This window comes from Sphingomonas sp. LM7, from assembly GCF_002002925.1.
Classification (GTDB): domain Bacteria; phylum Pseudomonadota; class Alphaproteobacteria; order Sphingomonadales; family Sphingomonadaceae; genus Sphingomonas.
Map to the genome: position 1 here is coordinate 1,111,973 of NZ_CP019511.1, position 26,119 is coordinate 1,138,091.

25 protein-coding genes and 1 tRNA gene are annotated in these 26,119 nt (G+C 66.1%); 11 read left to right on the forward strand and 15 right to left on the reverse strand.

From position 1 onward, the window contains the following. Positions 1-87: 87 nt before the first annotated feature. Entirely contained in the window at positions 88-1,047 is a 960-nt protein-coding gene (locus tag BXU08_RS05145) for a helix-turn-helix domain-containing protein (RefSeq protein WP_171982427.1), read from the reverse strand. 201 nt (positions 1,048-1,248) lie between these two features. Here BXU08_RS05145 and BXU08_RS05150 point away from each other — a divergent pair, with 201 nt between their 5' ends. Further along, complete coding sequence (locus BXU08_RS05150) at positions 1,249-2,865, forward strand: alpha-L-fucosidase (RefSeq protein WP_077509109.1); 1,617 nt, start codon at positions 1,249-1,251, stop codon at positions 2,863-2,865. A gap of 43 nt (positions 2,866-2,908) precedes the next feature. Here the strand turns inward: BXU08_RS05150 and BXU08_RS05155 are convergent, their stop codons facing one another. The 10 genes from BXU08_RS05155 to BXU08_RS05200 form a co-directional block, all read right to left on the reverse strand. Further along, positions 2,909-4,915, reverse strand: a complete 2,007-nt coding sequence (locus BXU08_RS05155) for an acetyl/propionyl/methylcrotonyl-CoA carboxylase subunit alpha (protein WP_077509110.1) — start codon at positions 4,913-4,915, stop codon at positions 2,909-2,911. Then, complete coding sequence (locus tag BXU08_RS05160) at positions 4,915-5,289, reverse strand: lysozyme inhibitor LprI family protein (protein ID WP_077509111.1); 375 nt, start codon at positions 5,287-5,289, stop codon at positions 4,915-4,917. Before BXU08_RS05160 ends, BXU08_RS05155 begins: the two co-directional genes overlap by 1 nt. Before the next feature lie 47 nt (positions 5,290-5,336). Then, positions 5,337-5,570 (reverse strand): hypothetical protein, encoded by a 234-nt coding sequence (locus BXU08_RS05165; RefSeq protein ID WP_077509112.1) that lies wholly within the window; start codon positions 5,568-5,570, stop codon positions 5,337-5,339. Continuing rightward, positions 5,567-6,559 carry a biotin synthase BioB gene (gene bioB / locus BXU08_RS05170; RefSeq protein WP_077509113.1) on the reverse strand — a complete coding sequence of 331 codons (993 nt, stop codon included), beginning with the start codon at positions 6,557-6,559 and terminating at the stop codon, positions 5,567-5,569. The genes BXU08_RS05165 and bioB overlap by 4 nt, the downstream gene beginning before the upstream one ends. After that, positions 6,556-6,903, reverse strand: a complete 348-nt coding sequence (locus tag BXU08_RS05175; RefSeq protein ID WP_077509114.1) for a hypothetical protein — start codon at positions 6,901-6,903, stop codon at positions 6,556-6,558. The genes bioB and BXU08_RS05175 overlap by 4 nt, the downstream gene beginning before the upstream one ends. Beyond that, the gene (gene scpA, locus BXU08_RS05180) at positions 6,900-9,023 is read right to left on the reverse strand and encodes a methylmalonyl-CoA mutase (protein ID WP_077509115.1); all 2,124 of its coding nucleotides are present in this window, start codon (positions 9,021-9,023) and stop codon (positions 6,900-6,902) included. The genes BXU08_RS05175 and scpA overlap by 4 nt, the downstream gene beginning before the upstream one ends. A 154-nt stretch (positions 9,024-9,177) precedes the next feature. After that, a complete protein-coding gene (locus BXU08_RS05185; RefSeq protein ID WP_077509116.1) occupies positions 9,178-9,963 on the reverse strand; it encodes an enoyl-CoA hydratase-related protein in 786 nt (261 codons plus the stop codon). A gap of 132 nt (positions 9,964-10,095) precedes the next feature. Then, the gene (mce, locus tag BXU08_RS05190; RefSeq protein ID WP_077509117.1) at positions 10,096-10,515 is read right to left on the reverse strand and encodes a methylmalonyl-CoA epimerase; all 420 of its coding nucleotides are present in this window, start codon (positions 10,513-10,515) and stop codon (positions 10,096-10,098) included. Beyond that, on the reverse strand, positions 10,512-10,946 hold the full coding sequence (locus BXU08_RS05195; protein WP_077509118.1) for a lysozyme inhibitor LprI family protein: 435 nt from the start codon (positions 10,944-10,946) through the stop codon (positions 10,512-10,514). Before BXU08_RS05195 ends, mce begins: the two co-directional genes overlap by 4 nt. Further along, positions 10,927-12,453, reverse strand: coding sequence for an acyl-CoA carboxylase subunit beta (locus BXU08_RS05200; protein WP_077509119.1), 1,527 nt, complete (start codon positions 12,451-12,453; stop codon positions 10,927-10,929). Before BXU08_RS05200 ends, BXU08_RS05195 begins: the two co-directional genes overlap by 20 nt. Positions 12,454-12,716: 263 nt before the next feature. On the opposite strand from BXU08_RS05200, the gene BXU08_RS05205 reads away from it, so the two are divergent. Beyond that, entirely contained in the window at positions 12,717-14,123 is a 1,407-nt protein-coding gene (locus BXU08_RS05205; RefSeq protein ID WP_077509120.1) for a short-chain fatty acyl-CoA regulator family protein, read from the forward strand. Between the two features lie 98 nt (positions 14,124-14,221). Here the strand turns inward: BXU08_RS05205 and BXU08_RS05210 are convergent, their stop codons facing one another. After that, positions 14,222-14,443, reverse strand: a complete 222-nt coding sequence (locus BXU08_RS05210) for a hypothetical protein (RefSeq protein ID WP_077509121.1) — start codon at positions 14,441-14,443, stop codon at positions 14,222-14,224. Positions 14,444-14,543: 100 nt separating this feature from the next. Between BXU08_RS05210 and BXU08_RS05215 the strand changes: the two genes are divergently transcribed. The 8 genes from BXU08_RS05215 (at position 14,544) to BXU08_RS05250 (ending at position 22,423) form a co-directional block, all read left to right on the forward strand. Continuing rightward, a complete protein-coding gene (locus BXU08_RS05215; RefSeq protein WP_077509122.1) occupies positions 14,544-15,317 on the forward strand; it encodes a class II aldolase/adducin family protein in 774 nt (257 codons plus the stop codon). A 49-nt stretch (positions 15,318-15,366) separates the two neighbouring features. Next, positions 15,367-15,861, forward strand: a complete 495-nt coding sequence (locus BXU08_RS05220) for an RNA pyrophosphohydrolase (RefSeq protein ID WP_077509123.1) — start codon at positions 15,367-15,369, stop codon at positions 15,859-15,861. Between the two features lie 61 nt (positions 15,862-15,922). Continuing rightward, positions 15,923-16,816 carry a YdiY family protein gene (locus BXU08_RS05225; protein WP_077509124.1) on the forward strand — a complete coding sequence of 298 codons (894 nt, stop codon included), beginning with the start codon at positions 15,923-15,925 and terminating at the stop codon, positions 16,814-16,816. Positions 16,817-17,022: 206 nt separating this feature from the next. Beyond that, positions 17,023-18,231, forward strand: coding sequence for a hydrolase (locus BXU08_RS05230; protein ID WP_077509125.1), 1,209 nt, complete (start codon positions 17,023-17,025; stop codon positions 18,229-18,231). Further along, complete coding sequence (locus tag BXU08_RS05235; RefSeq protein WP_077509126.1) at positions 18,228-19,238, forward strand: arginine N-succinyltransferase; 1,011 nt, start codon at positions 18,228-18,230, stop codon at positions 19,236-19,238. The genes BXU08_RS05230 and BXU08_RS05235 overlap by 4 nt, the downstream gene beginning before the upstream one ends. Before the next feature lie 5 nt (positions 19,239-19,243). After that, positions 19,244-20,497 carry an N-succinylarginine dihydrolase gene (locus BXU08_RS05240; protein WP_077509127.1) on the forward strand — a complete coding sequence of 418 codons (1,254 nt, stop codon included), beginning with the start codon at positions 19,244-19,246 and terminating at the stop codon, positions 20,495-20,497. Positions 20,498-20,562: 65 nt separating this feature from the next. Then, complete coding sequence (locus BXU08_RS05245; protein WP_077509128.1) at positions 20,563-20,775, forward strand: hypothetical protein; 213 nt, start codon at positions 20,563-20,565, stop codon at positions 20,773-20,775. Between the two features lie 70 nt (positions 20,776-20,845). Next, positions 20,846-22,423 carry a pectate lyase gene (locus tag BXU08_RS05250; RefSeq protein WP_077509129.1) on the forward strand — a complete coding sequence of 526 codons (1,578 nt, stop codon included), beginning with the start codon at positions 20,846-20,848 and terminating at the stop codon, positions 22,421-22,423. On the opposite strand, the gene BXU08_RS05255 is transcribed toward BXU08_RS05250, so the two are convergent. Both BXU08_RS05255 and BXU08_RS05260 read right to left on the reverse strand, forming a co-directional pair. After that, the gene (locus tag BXU08_RS05255) at positions 22,412-23,128 is read right to left on the reverse strand and encodes a DUF72 domain-containing protein (protein ID WP_077509130.1); all 717 of its coding nucleotides are present in this window, start codon (positions 23,126-23,128) and stop codon (positions 22,412-22,414) included. The genes BXU08_RS05250 and BXU08_RS05255 overlap by 12 nt on opposite strands. A 78-nt stretch (positions 23,129-23,206) precedes the next feature. Beyond that, positions 23,207-23,283, reverse strand: a tRNA-Arg gene (locus BXU08_RS05260). 84 nt (positions 23,284-23,367) lie between these two features. On the opposite strand from BXU08_RS05260, the gene BXU08_RS05265 reads away from it, so the two are divergent. Continuing rightward, the gene (locus BXU08_RS05265) at positions 23,368-23,871 is read left to right on the forward strand and encodes a hypothetical protein (protein WP_077509131.1); all 504 of its coding nucleotides are present in this window, start codon (positions 23,368-23,370) and stop codon (positions 23,869-23,871) included. Here BXU08_RS05265 and BXU08_RS05270 read toward each other — a convergent pair. Continuing rightward, positions 23,868-26,108, reverse strand: coding sequence for a hypothetical protein (locus BXU08_RS05270; RefSeq protein WP_077509132.1), 2,241 nt, complete (start codon positions 26,106-26,108; stop codon positions 23,868-23,870). The genes BXU08_RS05265 and BXU08_RS05270 overlap by 4 nt on opposite strands. Positions 26,109-26,119 lie beyond the last annotated feature (11 nt).

The window sequence follows — 26,119 nt, forward strand, 5'->3', positions numbered from 1 at the left end:
CCCGTTCGGAAGGGTGGCTATCCGCGGGCATACGCCCGTGAAGCGATGGCCTTCGACAAGCTCAGGCCGAAGGGAAGAAGACCTCGGTCAGCCTTGACCACGCCGCCCAGCGCGGCACTGGCTCGGCGTCTCGCCGAAGCGCGTGCGGAACAGCCGGCTGAAATGCGCGGCGTCGCTGAAGCCGAGCCGCTCGGCCATCGCGCCGATGCGTTCCTCATTCTCGGGATCGAGCAGCGCGATGCGTGCGGCGTTGAGCCGGCTCGCGCGAATATAGGTTTGCACCCCGCCTTCCTTCTCGAACAGCCGGTGCAGCGTGCTGCGCGACACCTTGAGCCGCCGGCACAGGCTGGCGACGCTGAGCGAGGGGGATTCGAGATTGGCGTGGATCTCCGCGCGCGCCTTCGCCGCCATGCCGGGCGTCGGCTCGGGCTCGGGCCGCTCGACACCCGCCGAGGCGTGGACCGCGAGCACCAGCAGGTCGAGCAGTGTCCGCGCGAGCCGCGGCGCATCCTCGGCAGGAATCCGCTGCAGTGCCTCGCTTAGCTTGTGGAGATGACCGTAGAGCAGCGCCGCTTCCTCGCGGCCGATCACCAGCCCGTGGAGCCCGGCCAGCGGGCCCAGCTCCGCTTCCGCCTTGGCCCGCGGAATCCCGAGCTGGATCGACCGGGCGATCGACATCGTCATGGTGATCGGCTGGGCGATGTCGAACAACAAGATCTCGCCGGCACGCGCTTCGAACTCGCGCGTCTGCGCAACGCCGTGCATCTCGCCTTCGAGCAGCACGCCGACGCCGAGAATGTCGATCCGGTCGGCGGCGATCCGCTCGGGCGTGCGCTCGAGCAGCCGGGCGGTGCCAGTCGAATAGGACACCGCGATCCCGTCGAGATGGATATTCTCGGCCGAGGTCGAGAACGGCCCGATCGGCGTGGACTCGAACAGCGCGGCGATGCTGGGCCAGCCGCGGTCAGACCAGACTTCGTGACGTACCTCCGGGGCGATCCCCGCCGTCGAGTAACGGACGGGCTCGATGCCTCGCCTGTCCCCCATATAATGCTCCGAATCTTTCAGGAATGCCGCAGGACGCGTGCGATTCCGGTTGGTTAGCCGGCGGTTTACATTAAAATCTGATTCAAGGAATGGCTCCGCACCGTCGTATGTCGATTTAGCGAAGGTGCGGCGCCCTTGCCACAAAAGCGGTGTCCCAGTATCATGCATGAAAACCGATTTCATGAATGAAAAGGTGTGGGGATGGGGTTCACGCGCAGGCAGGCTTTGGGAAGTTTCGCAGGCGTTGCTGCAGCTAGCGGGATAGCAGCGCCGGCCAGCGCGGAGATTGCGCCCGACTGGTCGAGCCTGATCGGCGCCTTTCGCGTTCCCGACTGGTTTCGCGACGCCAAGTTCGGGATCTGGGCACATTGGAGCGCGCAATGCGTCCCCGAATTCGGCGACTGGTACGGCCGGAAAATGTATGTCCAGGGCGACCCGTTCTACGCCCATCACCTCAAGACCTATGGCCACCCGGCCGACCGCGGCTTCCTCGAGATCGAGAATGCCTGGAAGGCCGAAAACTGGGATCCCGAGCACCTCGTCAAGCTCTACAAGGGCGCGGGAGCACGCTATTTCATGGCGCTCGCCAACCATCACGACAATCTCGACGCCTATGACAGCAAATATCATGCGTGGAACACGCTGCGCGTCGGCCCGAAGCGCGACATCGTCGGCACCTGGGAAAAGATCGCGCGCAGGCACGGCCTGCGCTTCGCAGTCAGCAACCACAGCGCGCACGCCTGGCATTGGTGGCAGACGGCATACGGCTATGACGCCGAAGGCCCGCGCGCCGGCGAGCGCTACGACGCGTTCAAGCTGACCAAAGCCGATGGCGCCGGCACCTGGTGGGATGGGCTTGATCCGCAGGAACTCTATACCGGTCCCGCGATGGTCCCGCCCGACGGGATCGAGACCGCGCAAGCCATGCGCGACTGGCACGACGTCCATAGCGGCCGCTGGATGGAGTTCGCTCCGCCCGAGAATCCGCACCACGTCGCCAAATGGCTGCTCCGCCAGCAGGATTTGGTCGAGAAATACCGCCCCGACATGGTGTATTTCGACGATTACGCCCTACCCTTCGGCAATGTCGGGCTGGAGGCGCTGGCGCACTATTATCGCCAGAGCATCGCCCGCGACGGCAAAGTCGAAGTCGTCGCGACCGCAAAGCAACTCACCCCCTATCAGCGCACCGCATTGGTCGACGATGTCGAACGCGGCTTCAGCGACCGGCTTCGCGAGGAACCGTGGCAGACGTGTACGTGCATCGGCGACTGGCATTACAACCGCGCCCGCTACGAACAGAAGTCCTACATGCCCGCGGCCAAGGTCATCCAGCGGCTGTGCGACATCGTCTCGAAGAACGGCAATCTGCTGCTCTCGATCCCGATGCGCGGCGACGGCACCATTGACAGCGAGGAGGAGAAGATCCTCGCCGGCATCACCCGCTGGATGCAGCGCAACGGCGACGCCGCGATTTTCGGCTCGCGGCCGTGGCGCGTGTTCGGCGAGGGCCCGACCAAGGTAGGCGGCGCCATGCACAACGAAGGCAGGGTGACGTTCACCGCCGAGGATGTGCGTTTCACTACCCGCAAGGGCGCACTCTACGCGGCGTTGCTCGAATGGCCAGACAAGCCGGTGACCATCGTCGCGCTGGGCAAGTCGGGGCTGCCCGACGCCGCGATCGAACGGGTCTCGTTAGTGGGCGGCGGCCGGGTCAAGTTCGAGCGCAGCGATGCGGGGCTGACCGTAATGCTGCCCCGCGGCGGCCCGGAAGATTTCGTCCCCGTACTCCGCATCGACGGCCGCGGGCTGGTCTAGCGCTTCGCGTAAGGCGCACCGGCGAAGGTCTGTGCGCTGACGTCTACTCGAACTCGAGGATCGCCGCGTCCACCGCGAGGCTCTCGCCCGGCGCGAAATTGGCGGCCCTGACCACGCCCGCCCGCTCGGCGCGGAGGATGTTCTCCATCTTCATCGCCTCGACCACCGCGAGCGCCTGCCCCGCTTCGACCTTGTCGCCCGGCGAAACATGTAGCTGGGTGAGCAGCCCGGGCATCGGCGCTAGCAGGAACCGGCTCATGTCCGGCGGGACCTTCTCGATCATGTGATGGCGGTATTGTGCGATGTGCGGCGGCAGCACTTCGATCCGATGTGTCGCGCCATGCGCGGTCAGCCGCCACGCCGACCCTTTGCGCTCGACGCCGACGGTCAGCGCCTCCTCGTCTATCCGCACAGCGAACAGCGGCTCGCCGGGGCGCCAATGCCCGATCAATTCCATCGGCTCGCCTGCGCCGCGCACGAGCTGGATACCGCCCAGCGCCTCGATCGAGAGCTCGAAGCGTTCGCCATCCACCGTGACGACACGCGCGCCGCTCGCCACGCTCGGACCATTGAGCTGGCCATCGATCTGGGCAGCCCGGCCGGCGCGCTCATAGTCGATTGCCAGCGCCGCCGCGGCCAGCTTGCGCCGCAGCGCGGGTGACGCCGGCGCGCCTTCGAATCCCTCGGGATATTCCTCGGCAATGAATCCGGTAGTCAGCGCGCCCTCGCGGAAGCGCGGATGTTGCATGATCGCCGAGAGGAAGTCGATATTATGCCCGATCCCGTCGATCCGGAAGCGATCAAGCGCCGCGACCTGCCGGTCGGCGGCCTCTTCGCGGGTCGGTGCCCAGGTCACCAGCTTGGCGATCATCGGATCGTAGAACATCGAAATCTCGCTGCCCTCGGTCACCCCATCATCGACGCGAGTCACCCCGTCCTCGTCGCGCGCCTCGGTCGGTGGGCGATAGCGCACCAGTCGCCCGGTGCTCGGCAGGAAGCCGCGATACGGATCCTCGGCATAGACGCGATTCTCGATCGCCCAGCCGGTGAGTTTCACCTCGTTCTGCGTGAACGCCAGCTTCTCGCCCGCCGCGACGCGGATCATCTGCTCGACCAGGTCGATTCCGGTGATTTCCTCGGTCACCGGATGCTCGACCTGGAGCCGGGTATTCATCTCGAGGAAGTAGAACCCCTCGCCACTAGTGTCGGAACCGCTGACGATCAGCTCGACCGTCCCCGCCGAATAATAGCCCACTGCCCGCGACAGCGCGACCGCCTGCTCGCCCATCCGCTTGCGCATCTCGGGGGTGACGAACGGCGACGGCGCCTCCTCGACCACCTTCTGGTGCCGCCGCTGAATCGAGCATTCGCGCTCGCCCAGATAGATGATGTTGCCGTGCTGGTCGCCAAGCACCTGGATCTCGATATGCCGCGGCTGCTCGATGAACTTCTCGATAAACACGCGGTCGTCGCCGAAGCTCGCCAGCCCCTCGCGCTTGGTCGCCTCGAATCCATCGCGGACGTCCTGCTCGGTATAGGCCAGCCGCATCCCCTTGCCGCCGCCGCCGGCCGAGGCCTTCATCATCACCGGATAGCCGATTTCCGCCGAGATGCGCACGGCATGCTCGGTATCGTCGATCACGCCCACAAAGCCGGGAACGACATTCACCCCCGCCGCCTTGGCGAGCTTCTTCGACTCGATCTTGTCGCCCATCGCCGCGATGGCGTTCGGGGGAGGCCCGACAAAGGCGATTCCCGCCTCGGCGCAGGCGCGCGCGAAGCTCTCCCGTTCAGAGAGGAAACCATAGCCCGGATGGATGCAGTCCGCCCCGGTCTCCCTGGCGGCAAGCAGGATCAGCTCGGCCTTGAGATAGCTCTCCGCCGCCGGCGCCGGCCCAAGCCGCACGCTCTCATCCGCCATCAGCACATGCGGTGCCCGCGCATCCGCGTCCGAATAGACCGCAACGGTGGCGATCCCCATCTTCTTGGCGGTGCGCATCACGCGGCACGCAATCTCGCCGCGATTGGCGACCAGGATTTTCTTGAACATCAATGGTCCTCGGCAAGGGCAGCGAGTTGCTTGGTGCGTTGCCCGGTAAGCTCGGCGCGGCAGCCCGCGATCAGCATCGGTTCGGCGCTGCCGCCGCGCATGCGATAGCCGTCACTGCGGCAGTGCTCGTCGCGATAGGCAAGCCAGGCGCGCTGAGCCTTGAGCAACTGGTCTGCATAGCCGGGGCGCCCGTCGCCCGAAGGCGATCGATCGGCAGTCCGCTCCGCGGCAAGGGTAAGCTTCCACTGCCGATTCATGTCGCGGTCCGCGGCCTCGAAGCGCACGACCTCGCAGCGCGTCATATCCGATTGGGTGATCGGATTGGTGCAGTCCGGTGCCTGCAGGCCAACCAGCAACAGGGTGAGCAGGATCATTCAACGCCTCGCACATTCACCGGGCGAAAGGTGGGGACGTCCCGCATTCAATCCACTCCGGAAATTCGACTTTGGAAGAAACGTATCGCCAACCAGGCATAGGGTAGGAGCAGCACCAGAGCGACCACGTAGACCGGCGTGGGATCGCAGCTGACGGCGACGTCAGGCTGTATGCTGCACACCCGGATCGAGGTCAGCAAAACAGCGGTTACCCAAACGATGCCATACCCTATCGAAAGCACTGCGAAGAGCAGCAGCTTGCGAGGGCTTGGCTTGATCACTCCGCCGCCTCCAGCTCGGCTTTCACCTGGACCGGCATCGCCATGAGCCCGAGCCGCGCGAACAGCGCTGCGTCCTTGTCGTCGCCGGCATTGCCCGTGGTGAGCAACTTGTCGCCGGTGAAGATCGAATTGGCACCCGCCATGAAGCAAAGCGCCTGTGTGATATCGCTCATGCTCTCACGCCCGGCGGAGAGCCGTACCATGCTCGCGGGCATGGTGATCCGCGCCACCGCGACCGTCCGCACGAACTCGATATCGTCGATCTTGGCCAGCGGCGTATCAGCGAGCATGTCGCCGAGCACAGTACCCTTTACCGGCACCAGCGCATTGACCGGCACGCTCTCGGGATGCCGCGGCAGCGTTGCCAGCGCGTGGATGAAACCGACGCGGTCGCCACGCGTCTCGCCCATCCCGACGATCCCCCCGCAACACACGTTGATCCCCGCCTCGCGGACATGCTCGAGCGTATCGAGGCGCTCCTCGAAGCTCCGCGTCGTGATCACCTCGCCATATCGCTCGGGCGAAGTGTCGATATTGTGATTGTAGTAGTCGAGCCCGGCATCGGCGAGCATCGCGGCTTGACGCTCGGTCAGCATGCCGAGCGTCATGCAGGTCTCCATCCCCATCTGGCGGACTCCCTGCACCATCTCGACGATGGCGGGCATGTCGCGATCCTTGGGGTTCCGCCACGCCGCGCCCATGCAGAAGCGTGACGAGCCATTGTCCTTCGCCTGCGCCGCTGCCTGCAGCACCGCGCGGACGTCCATCAGCTTGGTCGCCTTGAGCCCGGTCTCGGCATGCACCGACTGGTTGCAATAGCCGCAATCCTCGGGGCAGCCGCCGGTCTTGATCGACAGCAGGGTCGACATCTGGACCTGATCGGGCGCGTGATGCGCGCGGTGCACGGTCTGCGCGCGGAACACCAGTTCACCGAACGGCAGGTCGAACAATGCGGCGATCTCGTCGCGGGTCCAGTCGTTGCGGGTCATGCGGGTCCCAATGTCCTGATGAACAGATAGAGAAAAATGCCGAGCCCCAGCGAGAGCAGGATCGGCGCGGAGACGCGGTAGAAATCGAGATATTTGGCGGTCGGCTTGCCGTGGAAGCGGGTGCGGACGATTTCGCCGGCACCGCTGAACGAGATCAGCGCCGAGGATCCGATCACCACCAGTGCCGCGATCAGCATCGCGCGCTCATCACGCGCCGAACCGGCCAGCGCCACCACCCCGCCCAGCGAGAGCAGAGACAGCTGGGTAAGGTGCTTGAAATAATCGTAGAGCAGCGCCTCGCCGCCGCCCGCGTCGAGCACCAGCTGTTCGTCTTCTTCAGTCATTCAGCCGCTTCCTCTGCCGGGGGCATGTTGTGCCCAAGCAGCTTGAGCACTTCCGCGGCGGCGCTGACAAGATTGGTGCCGGGCCCGAAGATCGCCTGCACGCCGTGAGCGCGGAGGAATTCATAATCCTGCGGCGGGATCACGCCGCCCGCGACGACCTTGATATCGGGCCGTCCCGCTTCCTTGAGCGCATCGACCAACTCCGGGATCAGCGTCTTGTGCCCCGCGGCGAGGCTGGAGGCGCCGACGACATCGACGTCCTTCTCGATCGCCAGCGCGCAGGTCTCCGACGGTGTCTGGAACAGCGGCCCCGAAACCACGTCGAACCCCAGATCGGCAAAGGCGCTGGCGACGACGTTTGCGCCGCGGTCATGCCCGTCCTGCCCCATCTTGGCGACCAGCACGCGCGGCTTACGCCCCCGCCGCCGTTCGAACGCCTCGACGCCTTCCTCGGCGCGCAGCCAACCCTTGTCCTGGGCGTGCGCCGGGCCGTAGACGCCCTTGATCGGCGTCACGCCCACCGCATGCCGCCCGAACGCGACTTCCATCGCCGCAGACATCTCGCCGAGCGTGCACCGCGCCCGCGCCGCTTCGACGCAGAGTGCCAGCAGATTGTCGCTCCCCGCCGCGCCGCGCCGCAGATTGCCGAGCGCCGTCTCGGCTGCGTCCGCATCGCGATCGGCGCGCGTCTTGGCGATCCGCTTGATCTGGTCGGCGCGCACCCGGGCATTGTCGATGTTGAGGATGTCCATGGGCGCCTCTTCGGCAAGCCGGTATTTGTTAACCCCGACGATCACGTCCTCGCCGCGATCCACCCGCGCCTGACGGGCGGCGGCGGCGCGCTCGATATGCTCCTTGGGCATGCCGCTCTCGACTGCGTGGGTCATTCCGCCCAGCGCCTCGACTTCCTCGATCAGCGCCCAGGCCTTGTCGGCCAGTTCCCGCGTCAGCGCCTCGACATAATAGCTGCCGCCCAGCGGATCGACGACGTGCGTCATCCCGGTCTCTTCCTGCAGGATCAGTTGGGTATTGCGCGCGATCCGGGCGGAAAAGTCTGTGGGGAGCGCCACCGCCTCGTCGAGGCTGTTGGTGTGGAGCGACTGGGTCCCGCCGAAAGTCGCCGCCATCGCCTCGATCGTGGTGCGGATGACGTTGTTGTACGGATCCTGTTCGGTCAGCGACACGCCCGAAGTCTGGCAATGCGTGCGTAAGGTCTGCGAGCGCGGCGATCCGCCGAACCCGTCGATGATCCGGCTCCACAGCATTCGCGCCGCGCGCAGCTTGGCCACTTCCATGAAGAAGTTCATGCCGATGCCGAAGAAGAACGACAGCCGGCCGGCGAACTCGTCGATGCTCAGCCCGCGCGCGATCGCCGAGCGGACATAGGCCATGCCGTCGGCCAGCGTGAACGCTAGCTCCTGCACCGCCGTCGCGCCCGCCTCGTGCATGTGATAGCCCGAGATCGAAATCGAGTTGAACCGCGGCATGTGCTCGGCGGTGTACTGGATGATGTCCGCGATGATCCGCATCGAGGGTTCGGGCGGATAGATATACGTGTTGCGGACCATGAACTCCTTCAGGATATCGTTCTGGATGGTCCCGGTGAGCTGCTCCTGCCGCACGCCCTGCTCTTCGGCGGCGACGATGTAGAAAGCGAGGCACGGCAGCACCGCGCCGTTCATCGTCATGCTGACCGACATCTGGTCGAGCGGAATGCCGTCGAACAGGATCTGCATGTCGGCAAGCGTGTCGATCGCCACCCCCGCCTTGCCCACATCGCCGGTGACGCGCGGGTGATCGCTGTCATAGCCGCGATGGGTGGCGAGATCGAACGCGATAGAGAGGCCCTTCTGCCCCGCGGCGAGATTGCGGCGATAAAAGGCGTTCGATTCCTCGGCAGTCGAGAAGCCCGCATATTGCCGGATCGTCCACGGACGCCCGGCATACATCGTCGCCTTCACCCCGCGAGTGAACGGCGCGAAGCCGGGAAGTCCCGGATCGGGCGCGTCGGCGGCGGTGTAGAGCGGTTTGACTGCGATCCCCTCGGGCGTGTGCCAGGTGAGATCGGCGTCCTTCACTTCCTTCGCGGCAAGCTTTGCCCAGGCGTCGAGGTCGCTCAAATTACCTCTCCCTTTGGGAGAGGGAGGGAGGCGCGAAGCGCCGGAAGGGTGAGGGCAGCGGTGAAAAGCAACCAGCCCTCACCCTTCCCACTCGGCTGCGCCGAGCGGGGCCCTTCCCTCTCCCGACGGGAGAGGGAGTTTAGGTCCACACTCATCACCGGCCCTTGAACTCCGGCTTACGCTTCTGGAGGAACGCCATCCCCCCCTCCATCGAATCCGCCGACCCACGCGCCGCGCGCTGGTTGCCCGCCTCACGCTCCATCGCCTCGGCATAGCCCCCGTCGAGCGCCGCATGCAGCTGGCGCCGGATCATCCCCAGCGCTACCGTCGGCCCTGCCGCCAGCCGCTCGGCCAGCCGCAACGCCTCGCTATCGACGACGTCCTCGTGGACGACTTCATAGACCATACCCCAATCGCGCGCCTTGCTGGCGGGCACCCGCTCGCCGAGCATCATCATCTCGAGCGCACGGCTGCGGCCGATCAGCCGCGGCAGCATCCAGCTCGCCCCGCCATCGGGCACCAGCCCGATATTGACGAAGGCCTGGAGAAAATAGGCACTGCTCGCGGCGATGCAGAAGTCGGCTGCGAGCGCGAGGCTGCACCCGATACCTGCCGCGGGCCCGCGCACGCCGCTGACCACCGGTACGGAAAGTTCGGCAATAGCGAGCAAGGCAGGATTATAATGCTCGGTCAGCGCAGCATAAGTCGTCTCGCCCGGATCGCTCGACCCCAGCGCTCCACCCGCGACATCTGCGCCCGAGCAGAAAGCCCGGCCCGCCCCGAGCAGCAGCACCGCACGCGCGCCATCCAGGTCGGCCAGCGCCGCCTTGATCTCATCGAACATCGCCGTCGGCGCGGCATTGAGCCGTTCAGGCCGGTTGAGCGTGACCACGAGCACGTCGCCACGCCGTTCGATGAGGATATGTTCGTGCTCGGCCATCAACCTTTTCCTTCGTCACCCCGGCCTGGTGCCGGGGTCCACCGCGCCGCGCGCGATGCTCTCACGACGAAATCCATCGCCTGCCGCCTGGTGGACCCCGGACCAAGTCCCGGGTGACGGATAAATGCGGGATCAATGCCCGTCACGCGGCGTCTCCATGATCTCGGTGAGAACGCCGCCCATGTCCTTCGGATGCACGAAGAAGATCATCGTCCCGTGCGCCCCCATTCGCGGCTCGCCGAGCACCTTCGCCCCCTTTGCCTCGAACCAGGCCTTGGCTTCGTGGATGTCGGGCACCTCATAGCACAGATGGTGCTGCCCGCCCGCCGGGTTCTTGGCGAGAAAACCGTGGATCGGCGAGGCATCGCCCAGCGGCTCGATCAACTCGATCTGGGTATTGGGCGTATCGACAAAGCACACCTTTACCCCCTGCGCAGGCAACTCGAACGGATCACCGATCACCTCCGCGCCCATCGTGTCACGGTAGAAAGCGATCGAATCCGCTATGGAAGGCGTCGCGATGCCGACATGATTGAGGCGACCGAGTTTCATCCCGTTCCAAAGCTCCCGTTGGCGAGTTGCTCAAGAAACTCGATTCGCTTGTCCAAGGCATCTTCGTAACAGCCCGTCTCGCGATCGCTTATCGACGGGTTGGAGCCGCCCGCGAATGCCGCCTGGACCTTGCAATCATCGGCGACGAACCGCTTCCACGACGCCTGGGATCGCACAAGATGATCGGGGTTGCTCCGATTATCCTCGCGCCCATAGCGGGCGAAATTGCGCCGCACTGCCGCCCGCGCCTGTGAATAGACCAAGGCCAGCGTCCGCTCCTTGGCAGCCACCCGCTTATCGACGCACGTCCGAACCACGAAGGGATCGATATTGTCGCACGAAGGCCCGGCGGGTTGCTGCGCGCCCGATCCAGTCAGCGGGGTTGACGCGAAGAAAGCTGACGCGAGCAGTTCAAAGCGGAATATTGTCATGTTTCTTCCACGGGTTCTCCAGCTGCTTGCCGCGCAGCTTGCGTAACCCGAGCGCCACCCGCCGGCGCGTCGAGTGCGGCAGGATGACCTCGTCGATAAAGCCCTTGCTCGCCGCCACGAACGGATTGGCGAAGCGCGCCTCATATTCCGCGGTCCGCTCGGCGATTTCCTCGGGCGTCTTGCCCCGGAAGATGATCTCGACTGCGCCCTTGGCCCCCATCACCGCGATCTCCGCGGTCGGCCAGGCATAGTTCAAGTCGCCGCGCAAATGCTTCGATGCCATTACGTCATACGCGCCGCCATAGGCTTTACGGGTGATCACCGTGATCTTGGGCACCGTCGCCTCGGCATAGGCGAAGAGCAGCTTGGCGCCGTGCTTGATGATTCCCGAATGCTCCTGCCCGACCCCCGGCAGGAACCCCGGCACGTCGACGAAGGTCAGGATCGGGATCTCGAACGCGTCGCAGAAGCGCACGAACCGCGCCGCCTTCTTGCTTGAATTGATATCGAGCACTCCGGCCAGCACCAGCGGCTGGTTGGCGACCACCCCCACCGTGCGCCCCTCGATCCGCCCGAAGCCGATCAGGATGTTCCCCGCATGCGTCGGCTGCAGCTCGAAGAAGTCGCCCTCGTCGAGCACCTTCCGCACGCATTCATGCATGTCATAGGGCTGGTTGGCGTTGGGCGGGATCAAGGTGTCGAGGCTTGCCTCGACCCGGTCCCACGGATCGTCGCAGGGACGCACGGGCACGTCCTCGCGGTTCGATGCCGGCAAGAAGTCCACGAAGTCGCGGGCCGCGAGCAGCGCCTCGATATCGTTATCGAAGGCCACATCGGCGACCCCCGACTTCGTGGTATGCGTCACCGCTCCACCCAGTTCCTCCTGCGTGACGATCTCGTTTGTAACGGTCTTCACTACATCTGGGCCGGTGACGAACATGTACGACGAATCCTTCACCATGAAGATGAAGTCGGTCATCGCGGGCGAATAGACGGCCCCGCCTGCGCAGGGCCCCATGATCAGGCTCAATTGCGGCACCACACCGCTGGCGAGCACATTGCGCTGGAACACTTCGGCATACCCGCCAAGGCTCGCGACCCCCTCCTGGATTCGCGCCCCGCCGCTGTCATTAAGCCCGATCACCGGCGCCCCGACCTTCATCGCGGTGTCCATCACCTTGCAGATCTTCTGCGCGTGGCGCTCGGATAGCGAGCCGCCGAACACAGTGAAGTCCTGGCTGAACACGAAGACCAGCCGGCCGTTGATCGTGCCGCTGCCGGTGACGACGCCATCGCCGGGGACGATCTGACTCTCCATCCCGAAATCGACGCAGTTGTGCTCGACATACATGTCGAGCTCCTCGAACGATCCCTGGTCGAGCAGCACCTCGACGCGCTCGCGTGCGGTGAGCTTGCCCTTGGCATGCTGCGCATCGATGCGCTTCTGCCCGCCGCCTAGACGGGCAGCGGCGCGGCGGCGCTCCAGTTCCTCGATCGTCGACGACATTCCGGTCTCCAGGAGGTGGTCTCCAGCGCTGGCGCCTTCTGCACAGGGCCCGGTTCGCGAGGCAATTGCAATCTTGCAAAGTTGCGGCGGTTGGGTTTGCAGAATATGGTGCGCGAGATGAAGCGCGCGATCCAGCACATTCCTCTCTCGCACAGCGGGGGAGGTGGCGCCGAAGGCGACGGAGGGGGCCTCTCCGCAAGCGCCGCCCCTGGGGCTACACCCCCTCCGTCAGGCTACGCCTGCCACCGCTACGCGAGGGAGGAATGGTAGCTCCCCGCCGCCGCCTGTTCGAAGGCTTCCGCCTGCGCGACCTCCGCCGCCGCCTCGGCCTCAGCCAGGCGGCGATGGCCGCGCGGCTCGGCATTTCGGTGCCCTATCTCTCGCAGATCGAGAATAACGGCCGCCCGATCACCGACATCGTCCTCGTCGCGCTGGCCCGCGAATTCCCGATGGAGGCCGCCGATATCGGCGCCGAGGCCGAGACTTCCACCCTGCTCCGCACCATCGACGCCGCCACCGACACCAGCATCCCCGCACACTCGCTGGGCGAGGCGGACGTCCGCCGCGGACTCGAACAGCAGCCATTGCTAGCCCGCCGCCTCGTCGCGGTGCACGAGGCATGGCGGCGCAGCCAGGAACAGCTCCGCGTCCTAGACGACCGTTTCGACACCGGATCGAGCGACGCCGCGCCGCTTCCATGGGAAGAAGTGCGCGACTGGTTCCAGGCCGAAGGCAATTACATCGACGCGATCGACCGCTCGGGCGAAGCGCTCGCCGAGGCGCTCGACGAGGGCCCCATCACCCAGGCTCTCGAAGACCGCCTGCGCCGCTGGCACGGCGTCCGCGTGACCGGCGAGGATGCAGACGGCAGCCAGCTCAGCCGCTTCGACGAGGGCAGCCGCACGCTCGCACTCAATTCCGGCCTGCCCCCCGAGAGCCGCGCCTTCCTGCTCGCCCACCGGCTGGTCCGCTACGAATTCGCCAACGAGATGCGCCATGTCGTCGCCGAAGCTGGACTTGCCAGCCAGGCGTCACGCGAGCTGCTCAGTGTCGGCCTCGCCAACTATGCCGCCGGCGCGCTGCTGATGCCCTATACCGCATTCCGCGCCCGCGCCCGTGAAGTCCGCCACGACATCGATCGCCTGCGCCAACGCTTCGGCGTCAGCTTCGAACAGGCCTGCCACCGCCTCTCGACGCTCCAGCGCCCGGGCGCCGCAGGTCTGCCCTTCTTCTTCTGCCGGGTCGACATGGCGGGCAACATCACCAAGCGCCACTCGGCGACGCGGCTCCAGTTCGCGGCGCTGGGCGGTGCCTGTCCGCTGTGGGTGGTGCACGAAGCGGTGGCGATCCCCGATCGCATCCTCGTGCAATTGGCCGAGATGCCCGACGGCACCCGCTACGTCTCGATGGCCAAAGGGCTGGTCAAGCCATCGGGCAGCTATGCCCGTCCCGCCCGCCGCTACGCGGTGGCGCTGGGCTGCGAGGAGGCCCACGCCGCCGACTTCGTATATGCCGACGATCTGCGGTTAGGCGGCCTTGCTACCCCAATCGGTGCAAGCTGTCGCATCTGCCCGCGCACCGACTGCGACCAACGCGCCTTCCCGCCGGCCGGCTCGGTCATCGAGATCGACGCCGACCGGCGCAGCGTCGTGCCCTACGCCTTCCGCTAGACGGGGAAGTTGCCTCTCCCCGTTCGCGCTGAGATTGTCGAAACGCAATCTCCGCTGCGCAAAACCTGCCCTTCGACAGGCTCGGGGCGAACGGGAGACTAGTCCCGCTTGTCCTCCGGCGCCTCCGCTGCCCCGGAGCGAGTCGCGACATGCCCGCCAAGCGCGCTTTCCTGCTCGCGGTCGGTCGTGCTGGTCACCTCATCCTCGCGCCCATCGGCGTCGCGGCCGATGACGCTTTCCTCGTCGCGCGGCTCGCGCGGTTCGCGATCGTCAAGGCTGCGCGAGCGGCCCTCGTGCATGCGGCGGTCATCGGTTGCCATGATCTGTCTCCTCTTTGCATCAAAACCGCCAAACCGCGTCGCGGTTGCCCGACCGCGCATCTGCGTGGCATATTGCAACCAAAGTATAAGGAGAGGATCGATGGCCACTGCGCTCCAGCCAGACGCCGGCAACCCCCTGGGCATCACTGCGCCTGAATGGGAGGCGCGCCAGCAGCTCGCCGCCTGCTACCGCGTGTTCGATCACCTCGGCTGGTCCGAGATGATCTACAACCACATCACGCTGAAAGTGCCGGGCGAGGAAGGCGCATTCCTGATCAATCCGTTCGGGCTGCACTTCAGCGAAGTGAAGGCGTCGAATCTCGTCAAGATCGACATCGATGGCAACAAGCTCGATGGCTCGCCCTATCCGGTCAACCGCGCCGGCTTCGTTCAGCATGCGCTGTTCCATCGGCATCTGCCCGACGCGCATTGCATCGCCCACACCCACACCACCGCCGGCATGGCAGTGAGCAGCGTCGAAGGCGGCCTGCGCCCCACCAACTTCTATGCCTGCAACTTCGCCGGCCAGATCGCCTATCACGATTTCGAAGGCGTCACGGTGCGCGACGAGGAAGGCCAGCGCCTGCTCGCCAATCTCGGCGACAAGCGCGTGATGCTGCTCAAGAACCACGGCATCCTGGTAATGGGCCGCACCTTGCCCGAGGCGTTCATCAAGCACTGGTCGCTCCAGCGCGCCTGCGAGATCCAGATCGCCACGGCAAGCATGGGCACGCCGCTGATCGTCGACGACGCCGTGGTCGCGGTCCACCAGCGCGACCTTCACATGGCCCAGGTGCCCGGCGGCCCCGGCGCGGCGGACTTCGCCGCGATGGTGCGGCTGGTCGATCGCATCGATCGAAGCTGGCGCGAATGAGCGTCCTTTCTGCGTGGCGCGAACGATCCGATCTGATAGTCGCGCCGGCATGACCGATATCACCAGCCTTCCCTACCGCCCCTGCGCCGGCGTGATGCTGATCAACCGCGACGGCCAGGTGTTCGTCGGCCAGCGTCTCGATTCGACGCTCGAGGCCTGGCAGATGCCGCAGGGCGGGATCGATCCGGGCGAGGATCCGCTCGACGCCGCCTATCGAGAGCTGTGGGAGGAAACCGGGGTTTCGCGCGAGCATGTCGAGCTGGTCGCCGCAGCGCCCGAGGAACTCAGCTACGACTTGCCCGACGACCTGATCGGCAAGGTCTGGAAGGGCAAATGGCGCGGGCAGCGGCAGCGCTGGTTCCTGTTCCGCTTCCTTGGCGACGACACGCACATCAACATCGCCACTGCCGAACCCGAGTTCCGCGCGTGGCGCTGGGCCGAACCCGCCGAGCTTCCCGACGTGATCGTACCTTTCAAACGCGACCTCTATCGCCAGATTCTCGACGCCTTCGCAGCCGAGCTCGGATCGGTTCGTCGGGCGTAACGATCGGCCCGTCGCGCACTGCCCTTTTGGTGCCCTATTAATATGACTAGAGCGTGTGGCTATGCGCGCCCTGCTCCTCGCCCTGCCGCTGCTGCTGGCCAACACTGCAGCCGAAGATCCCGTCATTCCCGCGACGATCAAGTCGATGCTCGATGCCGCGATGGAATCCGGCAGCGAGGGTGATGTCTCGGTAATCGTCAAATATGCCAGGACCGCCGATCCGGCCAGCGCCGACCTCGTCGTCAAGAAGGCGGCCGACTGGCGTAATGAGCGCCTCGCCAAGGCCAATCGCCGAATCCGCGAAGCTGATTTCTTCGATCTGGTGAAGGGCCGCGCCGAACTGGGCGGCTATGTCAGCACCGGCAACACGCGCAATATTGGGCTCACCGCCTCGGTCGAAGTCAAGCGAGAGGCACTCGAATGGCGGCACAAGATGCGTCTTCAGGCCGATTATCAGGAGAGCCTCGGCATCGTCACGCGCGAGCGCTATCTCGCCGCCTACGAGCCAAACTGGAAGTTCGACGACCGCGCCTATCTTTACAGCGCCGCGCAGTATGAAAGCGATCGCTTCTCGGGCTTCTACGACCGCGTCTCGGTATCGAGCGGCACCGGCTACAGCGCGATCAAGTCGCCCAAGGTCAAGCTCGACGTCGAATTGGGGCCGGCATACCGCCTGACCCGCTTCATCGACGACAAGACCGAGAGCAATCTCGCTGCGCGCGGCAGCATGGATTTCGGCTGGAAACTGTCGCGCAGCATCTCGGTGACGCAGAATGCCTCGGCGTATCTGCAGGACGCCAACAGCACCGTGTCGAGCCGCTCCGCGCTGCTCGCCAAGCTGTTCGGACCGCTTTCGGCGCAATTCTCGTACACGCTGCAGTACGAAAGCACCCCGCCGATCGGCCGCCAGACCACCGACACCACCAGCCGCGCCGCGTTAGTAGTCGACTTCTGACGTTTAATCCTCCCTCGCGAAGCGGGGGAGGTGGCATGCGCAGCATGACGGAGGGGGCGCCTCCGCGTGCGATACGCTGGTGAAATGCCCCCTCCTCGCCCTCCCCGACTTCACGGGGGCGAATTTGGCGCCGCCATGCCTCGATTGCATGAGGCCACAGCGTTCGCCGGGATGACGGGCACGGTATTTCGCGCTACCAGCCGCGGATGGGCGGGCTTTCCAGCATCGAACAGGCAGCGATCGAGCGAGTGGCGGAAGCGCCGATGCTCGCGCGGACCGAGGCGTGGGTCGCGATCAACAGCGGCACGCGCAACCTCGCCGGGCTCGCCACGATCGCCGACTCTCTCGCCGACGCCTTTTCGGTGCTGCCTGGGCATCTGGCGCTGGTCGATCCCGCCCCGGTCGAGAACGTCACCACCGACGGGCACGTCGAGGCGATCGGCCATGGCCGGCACTTCCATCTTGCGGTTCGGCCCGAGGCGCCGGTGCAGATGCTGTTCACCGGCCACATGGACACCGTGTTTCCCGCCGATCACCCCTTCCAGACCGGCCGCTGGCTGGACGACGGCCGGCTCAACGCACCGGGCGCAGCCGACATGAAGGGCGGGCTGGCGCTGATGCTCGCCGCGCTGGAGGCATTCGAGGCGAGCCCGCTCGCCGGCCGGCTCGGCTACGAGGTCGTCATCAATTCGGACGAGGAGACCGGCTCGTTCGCATCGCGCGGGCTGATCGAAGCCGCCGCGCGCGGCAAGGTCGCAGCACTCACCTATGAGCCCGCGCTGCCCGACGGCACGCTCGCCGGCGCGCGGGGCGGCACCGGCAATTTCTCGCTCGTCGTTCATGGCCGCAGCGCGCATGCCGGCCGCAATCCCGAGGAAGGGCGCAACGCCCTGGTCGCCGCCGCCGCGCTGGCAGTGCGGCTCGCCGACGCAAAGGCGCCCGGGCTGGCAGTCAACCCCGCCCGGATCGACGGCGGAGGCCCCAACAACGTGGTTCCCGACCTTGCCATCCTGCGGGTCAATTTCCGCCCGCGCGACGAGTGGAGCATCGCCCTCGCCAAGGCGGCGATCGAGCGTGCCGCGAGTGACGTCATGGCGTCGCACGACGTCCGCATCGAAGTACATGGCAGCTTCAATCGCCCGCCAAAGCCAGTCGATCCCGGCGCGGAAAAGCTGTTCGGGCTGGTCCGCGAAGTCGGGGCCGATCTCGGTATCGCCGTGGCCTGGAAGGATACCGGCGGCGTGTGCGACGGCAACAACATCGCCGCATGCGGCGTGCCGGTGGTCGATACGATGGGCGCCCGCGGCGGCGCGATACACTCAACGGAGGAATTTCTGATCCCCGAAAGCCTGCCCGAGCGCGCCGCATTGTCGGCGCTGACCATCCTGCGTATCGCCGAACGAGGCCAGCTATGACCTTCCGCATCCGCGCCGCCCGCGACGAGGATCTCCAGCCGCTCTACGAAATGGCCAAGCTCACCGGCGGCGGCTTCACCAATCTGCCGCCCGAAAAGGACGCGCTGCGCGCCAAGCTGGTCCGCAGCCACGCTGCCTTCGCGCGCGACGAGGACGGATTGTTCGACGATCTGTTCTTGCTGGTGCTGGAAAATAGCGAAACCGGCGAAGTTCGCGGCACCTGCCAGATCTTTACCCATGTCGGCCAGCACTGGCCATTCTACAGCTACCGCATGGGCACGGTGACCAAGCACAGCCAGGAACTCAATCGGACTTTTCGCGCCGAGATCCTGAGCTTGGTCAACGATCTTGAGGGCTCGAGCGAAGTCGGCGGACTGTTCCTCCATCCCGGCGAACGCGCCGGTGGCCTGGGCATGCTGCTCGCCCGCAGCCGCTATCTGTTCATCGCCAGGCACCGCGCGCGCTTTGCCGAACGCGTCCTCGCCGAATTGCGTGGGGTGATCGACGAGGCCGGCGGCTCGCCCTTCTGGGACGGTGTCGCCGGCCGCTTCTTCGGGATGAACTTCCAGGCAGCAGACGAATTCAACGCCACCCATGGCAACCAGTTCATCGCCGATCTGATGCCCAAGCACCCGATCTACACTGCGATGCTCCAGGAGAGCGCCCGCTCGGTGATCGGCCTGCCCCATCCCTCGGGCCGCGCTGCGATGCGGATGCTCGAGAACGAAGGCTTCGCGTTCGAGAATTACATCGACATCTTCGACGGCGGCCCGACGATGACTGCGCGCACCGACCTGGTCCGCACCGTCCGCGAGGCGAAGTCCGCGACGGTGACCGGCGTCGACGGCAGCGGCGAACCCGCGATGCTCGCCACCGGGCGGCTGGCGAACTTCCAGGTCTGCTTCGGCACGGTAACGACATCGGACGCAGGCGTGGCGATCGACTCCGGCGCCGCGGCGATCCTCGGCGTATCGGCCGGCGACGAGGTCCTGCATGTCGCGCGGTGACATCCATGTTGGTTGAGATCAACTTCGACGGCATCATCGGTCCCAGCCATAATTATGCCGGCCTGAGCCCTGGAAACCTCGCCGCAACCCGCAACCGCGGCCTTACCGCCCACCCGCGCGCGGCTGCGTTGCAAGGCATCGCCAAGATGCGCACCAACCTGCGCCTCGGGCTGAAGCAGGGCATCCTCCTGCCCCATGCCCGCCCCGACCATCTCTGGCTGGCCAGTCTCGCCGCGGACTATGCCGCCGCCGCGCCGCATCTGCAGGCGCAGGCGATGTCGGCTTCAGCGATGTGGGCGGCCAATGCCGCGACCGTATCGCCCGCGCCCGACACCGCAGACGGCCGCTGCCACCTTACCGTCGCCAATCTCGCGACGATGCCGCATCGCAGCCACGAATGGCGAGAGACGCTGGCCCAACTCCGCCTCGCCTTCGCGAACCCCGCCTTCGCCGTGCACGAACCCATCCCCGCCCCGTTCGGCGACGAAGGCGCGGCGAACCATATGCGCCTCTCTGCATCGCATAACGCGCCCGGGGTCGAAATCTTCGTCTACGGGATCAACGGCGGCCCCTTCCCCGCCCGCCAGCATGCCGATGCCAGCTACGCAGTCGCCCGCCGCCACGGGCTCGACTCCGCCCGCACGCTCTTCGTCCAGCAATCCGAGGAAGCGATCGCCGCCGGCGCGTTCCACAATGATGTCGTTGCCGTCGCCAATGGCCGGGTGCTGTTCGCGCACGAGCACGCCTTCGCCGACAAGGCGCGCTTCTACGACGATCTCCGCGCTGCACTGCCCGAAGTCGAGATCGTCGAAGTGCCTGCCGCCCAGGTCAGCCTGGCCGAGGCGATTTCCTCCTATCTGTTCAACGCCCAGCTGGTCACCCTACCCTCGGGCGAGACCGCACTGATCGTCCCCGAAGAAGCCCGCGAGACCCCGAGCGTATGGGCGTGGCTCGAGGCGCATATCGCGGGCAACGGCCCGATCCGCCGAGTCGAAGTGGTCGATGTCCGCCAGTCGATGGCCAATGGCGGCGGTCCCGCGTGCCTGAGGCTGCGCGTCGTCGCCGATCCAGCCACGATCGATCCCCGCTTCCTCGTCGATGAAGCCAGGCTCGACCGGATCGCGTCGGTGATCGAAACACATTGGCCCGAGGCGATCGACGCCGACAGGATCGGCGATCCGGCGCTGGTCGCGCAGATCGAGGTTGCCCGCAATGCGCTGTTCGAAGCCCTCGAAACTGTCGAGTTAATTTACAGGTAACCATCTTCGCTTTTCCGAAAATGGCGGATTTGCGCGCTTGGCCCGTGGCTTGCTTAACTTTCGGTATGTTCCAGCGCTTTCGCCGCCTCTTCACGATCAAGACCAAGTTCGAGGCCTATCTCGTCATCTACGGCCTCGGCACCGGCGCCGTGGAGCGCGGCATGCACTATCTCGATCGCTTCCCCGGCATGGGTGGCCAGGCCCTGTTCCTGCTCTGCCCGATTGCGGTGTTCATGGCGGGCGCCAAGATCCTCGACACCTTCGATGTTCCCGAATGACCCGATAGCGTTGCCACCGGTGTCAGTATTGCTAAGCTCCCGCTGGAAAACAGAATCGGGGAGCGGATGCATGCAGTCGTGGCTGGTCAAGGTGCTGGGATTTCTACTCGCGGCGAGCCTCGCGCTCCCCGCCGCCGCCGCACCCGATAAGGCCAAGGTCGAAGCGACCATGAAGCGCGCCACGCGCTTCATGGTCGAGAAGGTCGCTACCAATGGCGGCTATGTCTGGTCCTACCTCCCCGACATGTCGCGCCGCTGGGGCGAGATGGAGGCGTTTCCGACAATGATCTGGGTCCAGCCGCCGGGCACCGCGACGATGGGCCATCTCTATCTCGACGCCTATCACGCCACCGGCGACGCCTATTATTACGACGCCGCCGAAAAGGCCGCCAATGCGCTGATCGCGATCCAGCATGAGAGCGGCGGCTGGCATTATTTCGGCGATTTCGGCGGCGAGGCCTCGAAGCAGCGTTGGTACGAGACGATCGGCAGGAATGCGTGGCGGCTCGAGGAATTCCAGCACGACTGGGGCAATGCCACTTTCGACGATGCCGGCACGTCCGAAGCGATGCAGTTCCTGCTGCGCCTCTATGTCGAGAAGCACGATCCCAAATACCGCCCCGCGCTCGACAAGGCGCTGAACTTCGTCCTCGACAGCCAATATCCGATCGGCGGCTGGCCCCAGCGCTATCCGCTCAAGAGCGACTTCAGCCACCACGGCAAGCCCGATTACACCAGCTTCATCACCTTCAACGACGATGTCGCGGGCGAGAACATCCAGTTCCTCCTCTACGCCTGTCAGGCGCTCGGCGGCGATGCGCGCATCCGCGACGCACTGGTCCGCGCGATGAACATCACGCTGGTCACGCAGCAGGCCGCCCCCCAGGCCGGCTGGGGGCTGCAATATACGCTCGACCTCAAGCCCGTCGGCGCGCGCACCTATGAGCCCGATGCGCTGGTGACGCACACCACCGCGGCAAACATCAGGCAGCTGTTCCGCTTCTATCGCCTCACCGGCGATCGCAAGTTCCTCGCCCGCGTGCCCGAGGCGCTCGCCTGGCTCGACTCGGTCAAGCTCCCCGCCGACCAGGTCAGGAACGGCCGCGCCTATCCCACCTTTATCGAGATCGGCACCAATCGTCCGCTCTATGTCCATCGCCGCGGCTCGAACGTAGTCAACGGCGAATATTATGCCGATTACGATCCCGCCAACACGATCACCCATTACAGCGCCACCCGCGCCGTCGACGTCCCCGCGCTGCGCCGCGAATATGACAAGCTGATCGCCGCGAACCCCGCGGAGATCGCCAGGGAGTCGCCGCTGCGCACGTCCCAGCCGCTGCCACGCTATTTCCTCGTCGAGGAAGTCGAGACGTCGGACCTCAACACCGCCGGCGGCACGCGCGCGCCCGAGGCACTGGTCAAGTCGCTCAACGCCGCCGGCTGGTGGCCGACCGAGCTCAAGGCGACGAGCAATCCCTATGCCGGCGACGGCGCCCGCACCCCGGCCGCAGGCGACTTCAGCCGCACCAGGGTCGGCGACGCGACCGACACTTCGCCCTATGAGACCGACCATCCCGTGATCGGCATCTCCACCGGCACCTATATCGAGAACATGAAGGTCCTGATCGCCACGCTACGGCAATAGCCGCTCGGCCAGATCGAGCGCGTTGCCGAGTGCGGCGCCGGAGGCAGTGTTGTCGAAGATCGTCCAGGTCTCGACATCGCTTTCCGCGATGCGCGCCGCGAGCGCATCGATCTGCGCGGCATCGTAGCTCGACCAATAGACCCGCGGCGCGCCGTGAAGCCGAATATAAAGGAGATCTGGCCACCCGCCGGGCATGCGCGCCGCCTCGGGCACCGGGGGGTCGGCGACGACGCGCGCGATCCGCCGCTCGGCGAGCATCGCATCGACTTCGGGCACGTACCAGCTTGCATGGCGCGGCTCGACCACCACCGGCCCGCCGACCAACTCGTCCAGCATATCGAAAAAGCGCTCGGCGACGTCGCCCGGATAAGCGAAGCTCGGCGGCATCTGAACCAGCAGAGGCCCGCGCTTCGTGCCGAGCCCCGCCACCTCGCCGGCGAACCGCGCGAGCAGATCCTCGCAATCGACCAGCCGCGCCTTGTGCGTGATCGCCTTTGGCAGCTTGACGGCGAAGCGGAAGTCGTCGGGCACCGACTCTGCCCAGCGCGCATAGGTCGCGGGCCGGTGGGGGCGATAGAAGCTGGTGTTGATCTCGGCAGCGTTCAGCCGTTGCCCATAGCGCTGGAGATGCGTTCCGGCGCCCGGAACGCGATCGGCCTCGGCGCGCGGTATCGACCAGCCTGCGGTTCCGATCCTCGCCGTCATTGGCCGCTTCTCCATCGGATACGAAAAAGCCGGATCATCGCTGATCCGGCTTCGTCCACATTTCCGTGGTTTTCCAATTGGCGCGCCCGGAACGATTCGAACGTCCGACCCTCAGATTCGTAGTCTGATGCTCTATCCAGCTGAGCTACGGGCGCGCATTGGAGGGGAGCCTTTAGAAGCGCTTTTCTTAGAGCGCAACCCCGTTGCGCGAGGTTTTCCACAAGCTTAAGCAACCGGCCATGCGCAGCCCCCTCCTCGCCGCCCTTCCCATCCTCGTTGCGGCCCTTGGCGGCTGCACCCAGAGCCCCGACGCCTATCCGTCGCTGCTGCCGCGGCCGATCGAATCGCAGAGCCTCGCCGAGCCCGATCGCCCGGCGCCGGTGGTGGCGCCCGATCCGGCGCTCGACAAGCGAATCGCAGAGGCCGGCGCGGCGCTGACTGCGGGCAACCAGCGCTTCATCAAGGCGGCGCAGGAGGCCGAGGCCAAGGTCGCAGTCGCGCGCGGCGTCCGCGAAGGTTCTGACGCCTGGCTCGACGCGCAGACCGCGCTCAGCACGCTCGAATCGCTCCGCGCGCCGATTCTGGCCAGCGTGTCGGAACTCGAAGATCTGGCGATTGCCCGCGGCCAGGCCGGACAACCGCCCTATCCCGCGCTCGATTCGGCGATCACTGCCGGAAACGCCATCGCGACCGCGCAGGGCGACCGGATCGGCGCGCTCGAAGCGGCGCTCGCCGGCGCCTAATCGTCCGCCAGCGACGGATTGAACGCGCGCATCACCGGCACCACCGACGCATAATCGTCGGTCCAGGCGCGGAAGCCGGGCTTGGGGGCCAGCGGCTGCCAGCGCGGATCGCCCTGTGTCAGCCGCGTCAGCGTCGCCTGGTCGCGCGACAGCGCGATCCAGTCCGACGTGCTCGCCTGATCGTGCTGCTCCAGTGCCGAGGGCTGATAGACCAGCCGCGCCGCGTGCCAGCCGCCCTGAACCGCCGCCCCGGCGACGACCGGAGCCAGCGCAAGGAAACGGTTGGAGATGTGGACGAGCAACAATCCGTTGGGGGCAAGCACGCGGCCATAGGTGCCGAACGCCTCGGTGGTCATCAGGTGCATCGGCACCGCGTCCGACGAAAAGGCGTCGAGCGCGAGCATGTCGAGGCTCGCCGGCGCCGCCTCGGCCAGCCGGATGCGTGCGTCGCCGAGCGACATCTGCGCCTGCGGAGCGCATTGCCGGAGGAACGTGAACTTCCCCGAATCGCGCGCGATCGTCACCACTTCGGGGTCGATCTCGTAGAATCGCCATTGCTGGCCGGGGATCGCGTAGCAGGCGAGCGTCCCCGTCCCGAGCCCGACCACGCCGATCCGCGCCGCAGGACCGTAGAGCCCCGGCGCAGCGAGCATCGCCTGGCCGACGCCCGATCCGGGCACATAATAGGTCGTCGGCATCGTCGCGCGCAGCCCTTTGAGCTGGATGCCGTGCAGCGTCGTGCCGTGGGCGAGCCGCTGCTCGTCAGGCAAGTCGCTCACGGTGTAGACGCCGAAATAGCTGCGCGTGCGGTCGCCGCTGAGCGAGGTCTCGATCGCGCGATAGCCGCCGAACAGGAACAGCCCGCCGGCCAGTGCGACGACATAGGCGACGCGCCTGCCCGTCGCGATCAGCCCGACCGTGGCGACCGCGAGAAACGCAAGCTGCTCGTGCATCTCGCCGAGCACACCGCCAGGATTGAAGATCCCGAGCCACACGAAGATCGCCACCACCAGCGCCGCGGCCAGTATCTTGATCCGCAGCAGCTGCCCCTCGCCTTGCCACAGCCTGGCGAGCGCAGGGAGCAGGAACGCCTGCGGCATCAGGACGCCCGCGGCGAGGATCAGCAGCGGATATTCATAGGTCCAGTCGAACAGCACCGGCGCGACCAGCCCCGAGAACACGCCGCCCAGCGCGCCGCCCACCGACATCGCCAGATAGAAGCCGGTCAGCCGGTCGGGTGCCGGGCGCAGCTGGTACATCCGCGAATGCAGCGCGACTGCGACGACGAACAACAGGATCAGCCCGATCAGCGCGTTCAGATACGCAAGCTTCTGGTGCCCGGCGATCAGCGTCGCGCCGAACAGCAGCACGATCACCGGCGTGAACTTGGCGAGCAGATCGGGAATCGTATCGCCTTCGCGGAAGGCAAGCGAGAAGCTCAGCAGATACAGCCCGAGCGGCAGCACCCACAGCATCGGCATCGCGACGATATCGGTAGTCAGGAACGTGGTGGTCGCCAGCATGAGTCCCGAAGGGACGAAGGCAAGGACGATCCAGTGGAGCACGCGCAGCCTTCCCGCGGGCGGGCTGTGATGCGGCACATGCGGTTCTTCCGATGCCTTGCGCGGCAGCAAGGTCGCGCAGCCGGCGACCAGCGCGAACACCAGCGCATAGCCGATCGTCCACAACAGGCTCTGCCCCTTGAGCGCAAGGCCGGGCTCGACGATCAGCGGGTAGGCGATCAGTCCGCCGAAGCTCCCGATGTTCGACGCTGCGTACAGCGCATAGGGATCGCGCCCGCCGCTCGCGACGCTGTACCAGCGCTGGAGCAACGGCGCCTGGGCCGAGATTGCGAAGAACAGCGGCCCGATCGACGCACCGAACAGCCACGGCACCCACAAGGCGGGCTCGGCATCGGCAGGAAGCTCCATCGCCGTCAGCCCGATCGGCAGCCACAGCGCCGCCACCGCGAGCACCGCGAGGTGGATCCCGGCCTGCATACGCACCGGCACCCGGCCGAGCCAATGCGCATAGGCATAGCCGCCCAGCAGCAGCGCCTGATAGACCAGCATCGCGCTGTTCCACACCGCGGGCGCGCCGCCCAGCTTGGGCAGTGCCATACGCGCGACCATCGGCTGGACAAGGAAGAGCAGGAAGGATCCGGCAAGGATCGCAACGACGAACAGCCAGTGGAACCGCGTGCGCTGCGCGCCTTCCCGTTCAAGCCCGTCGTTCATGCACGCTCCTA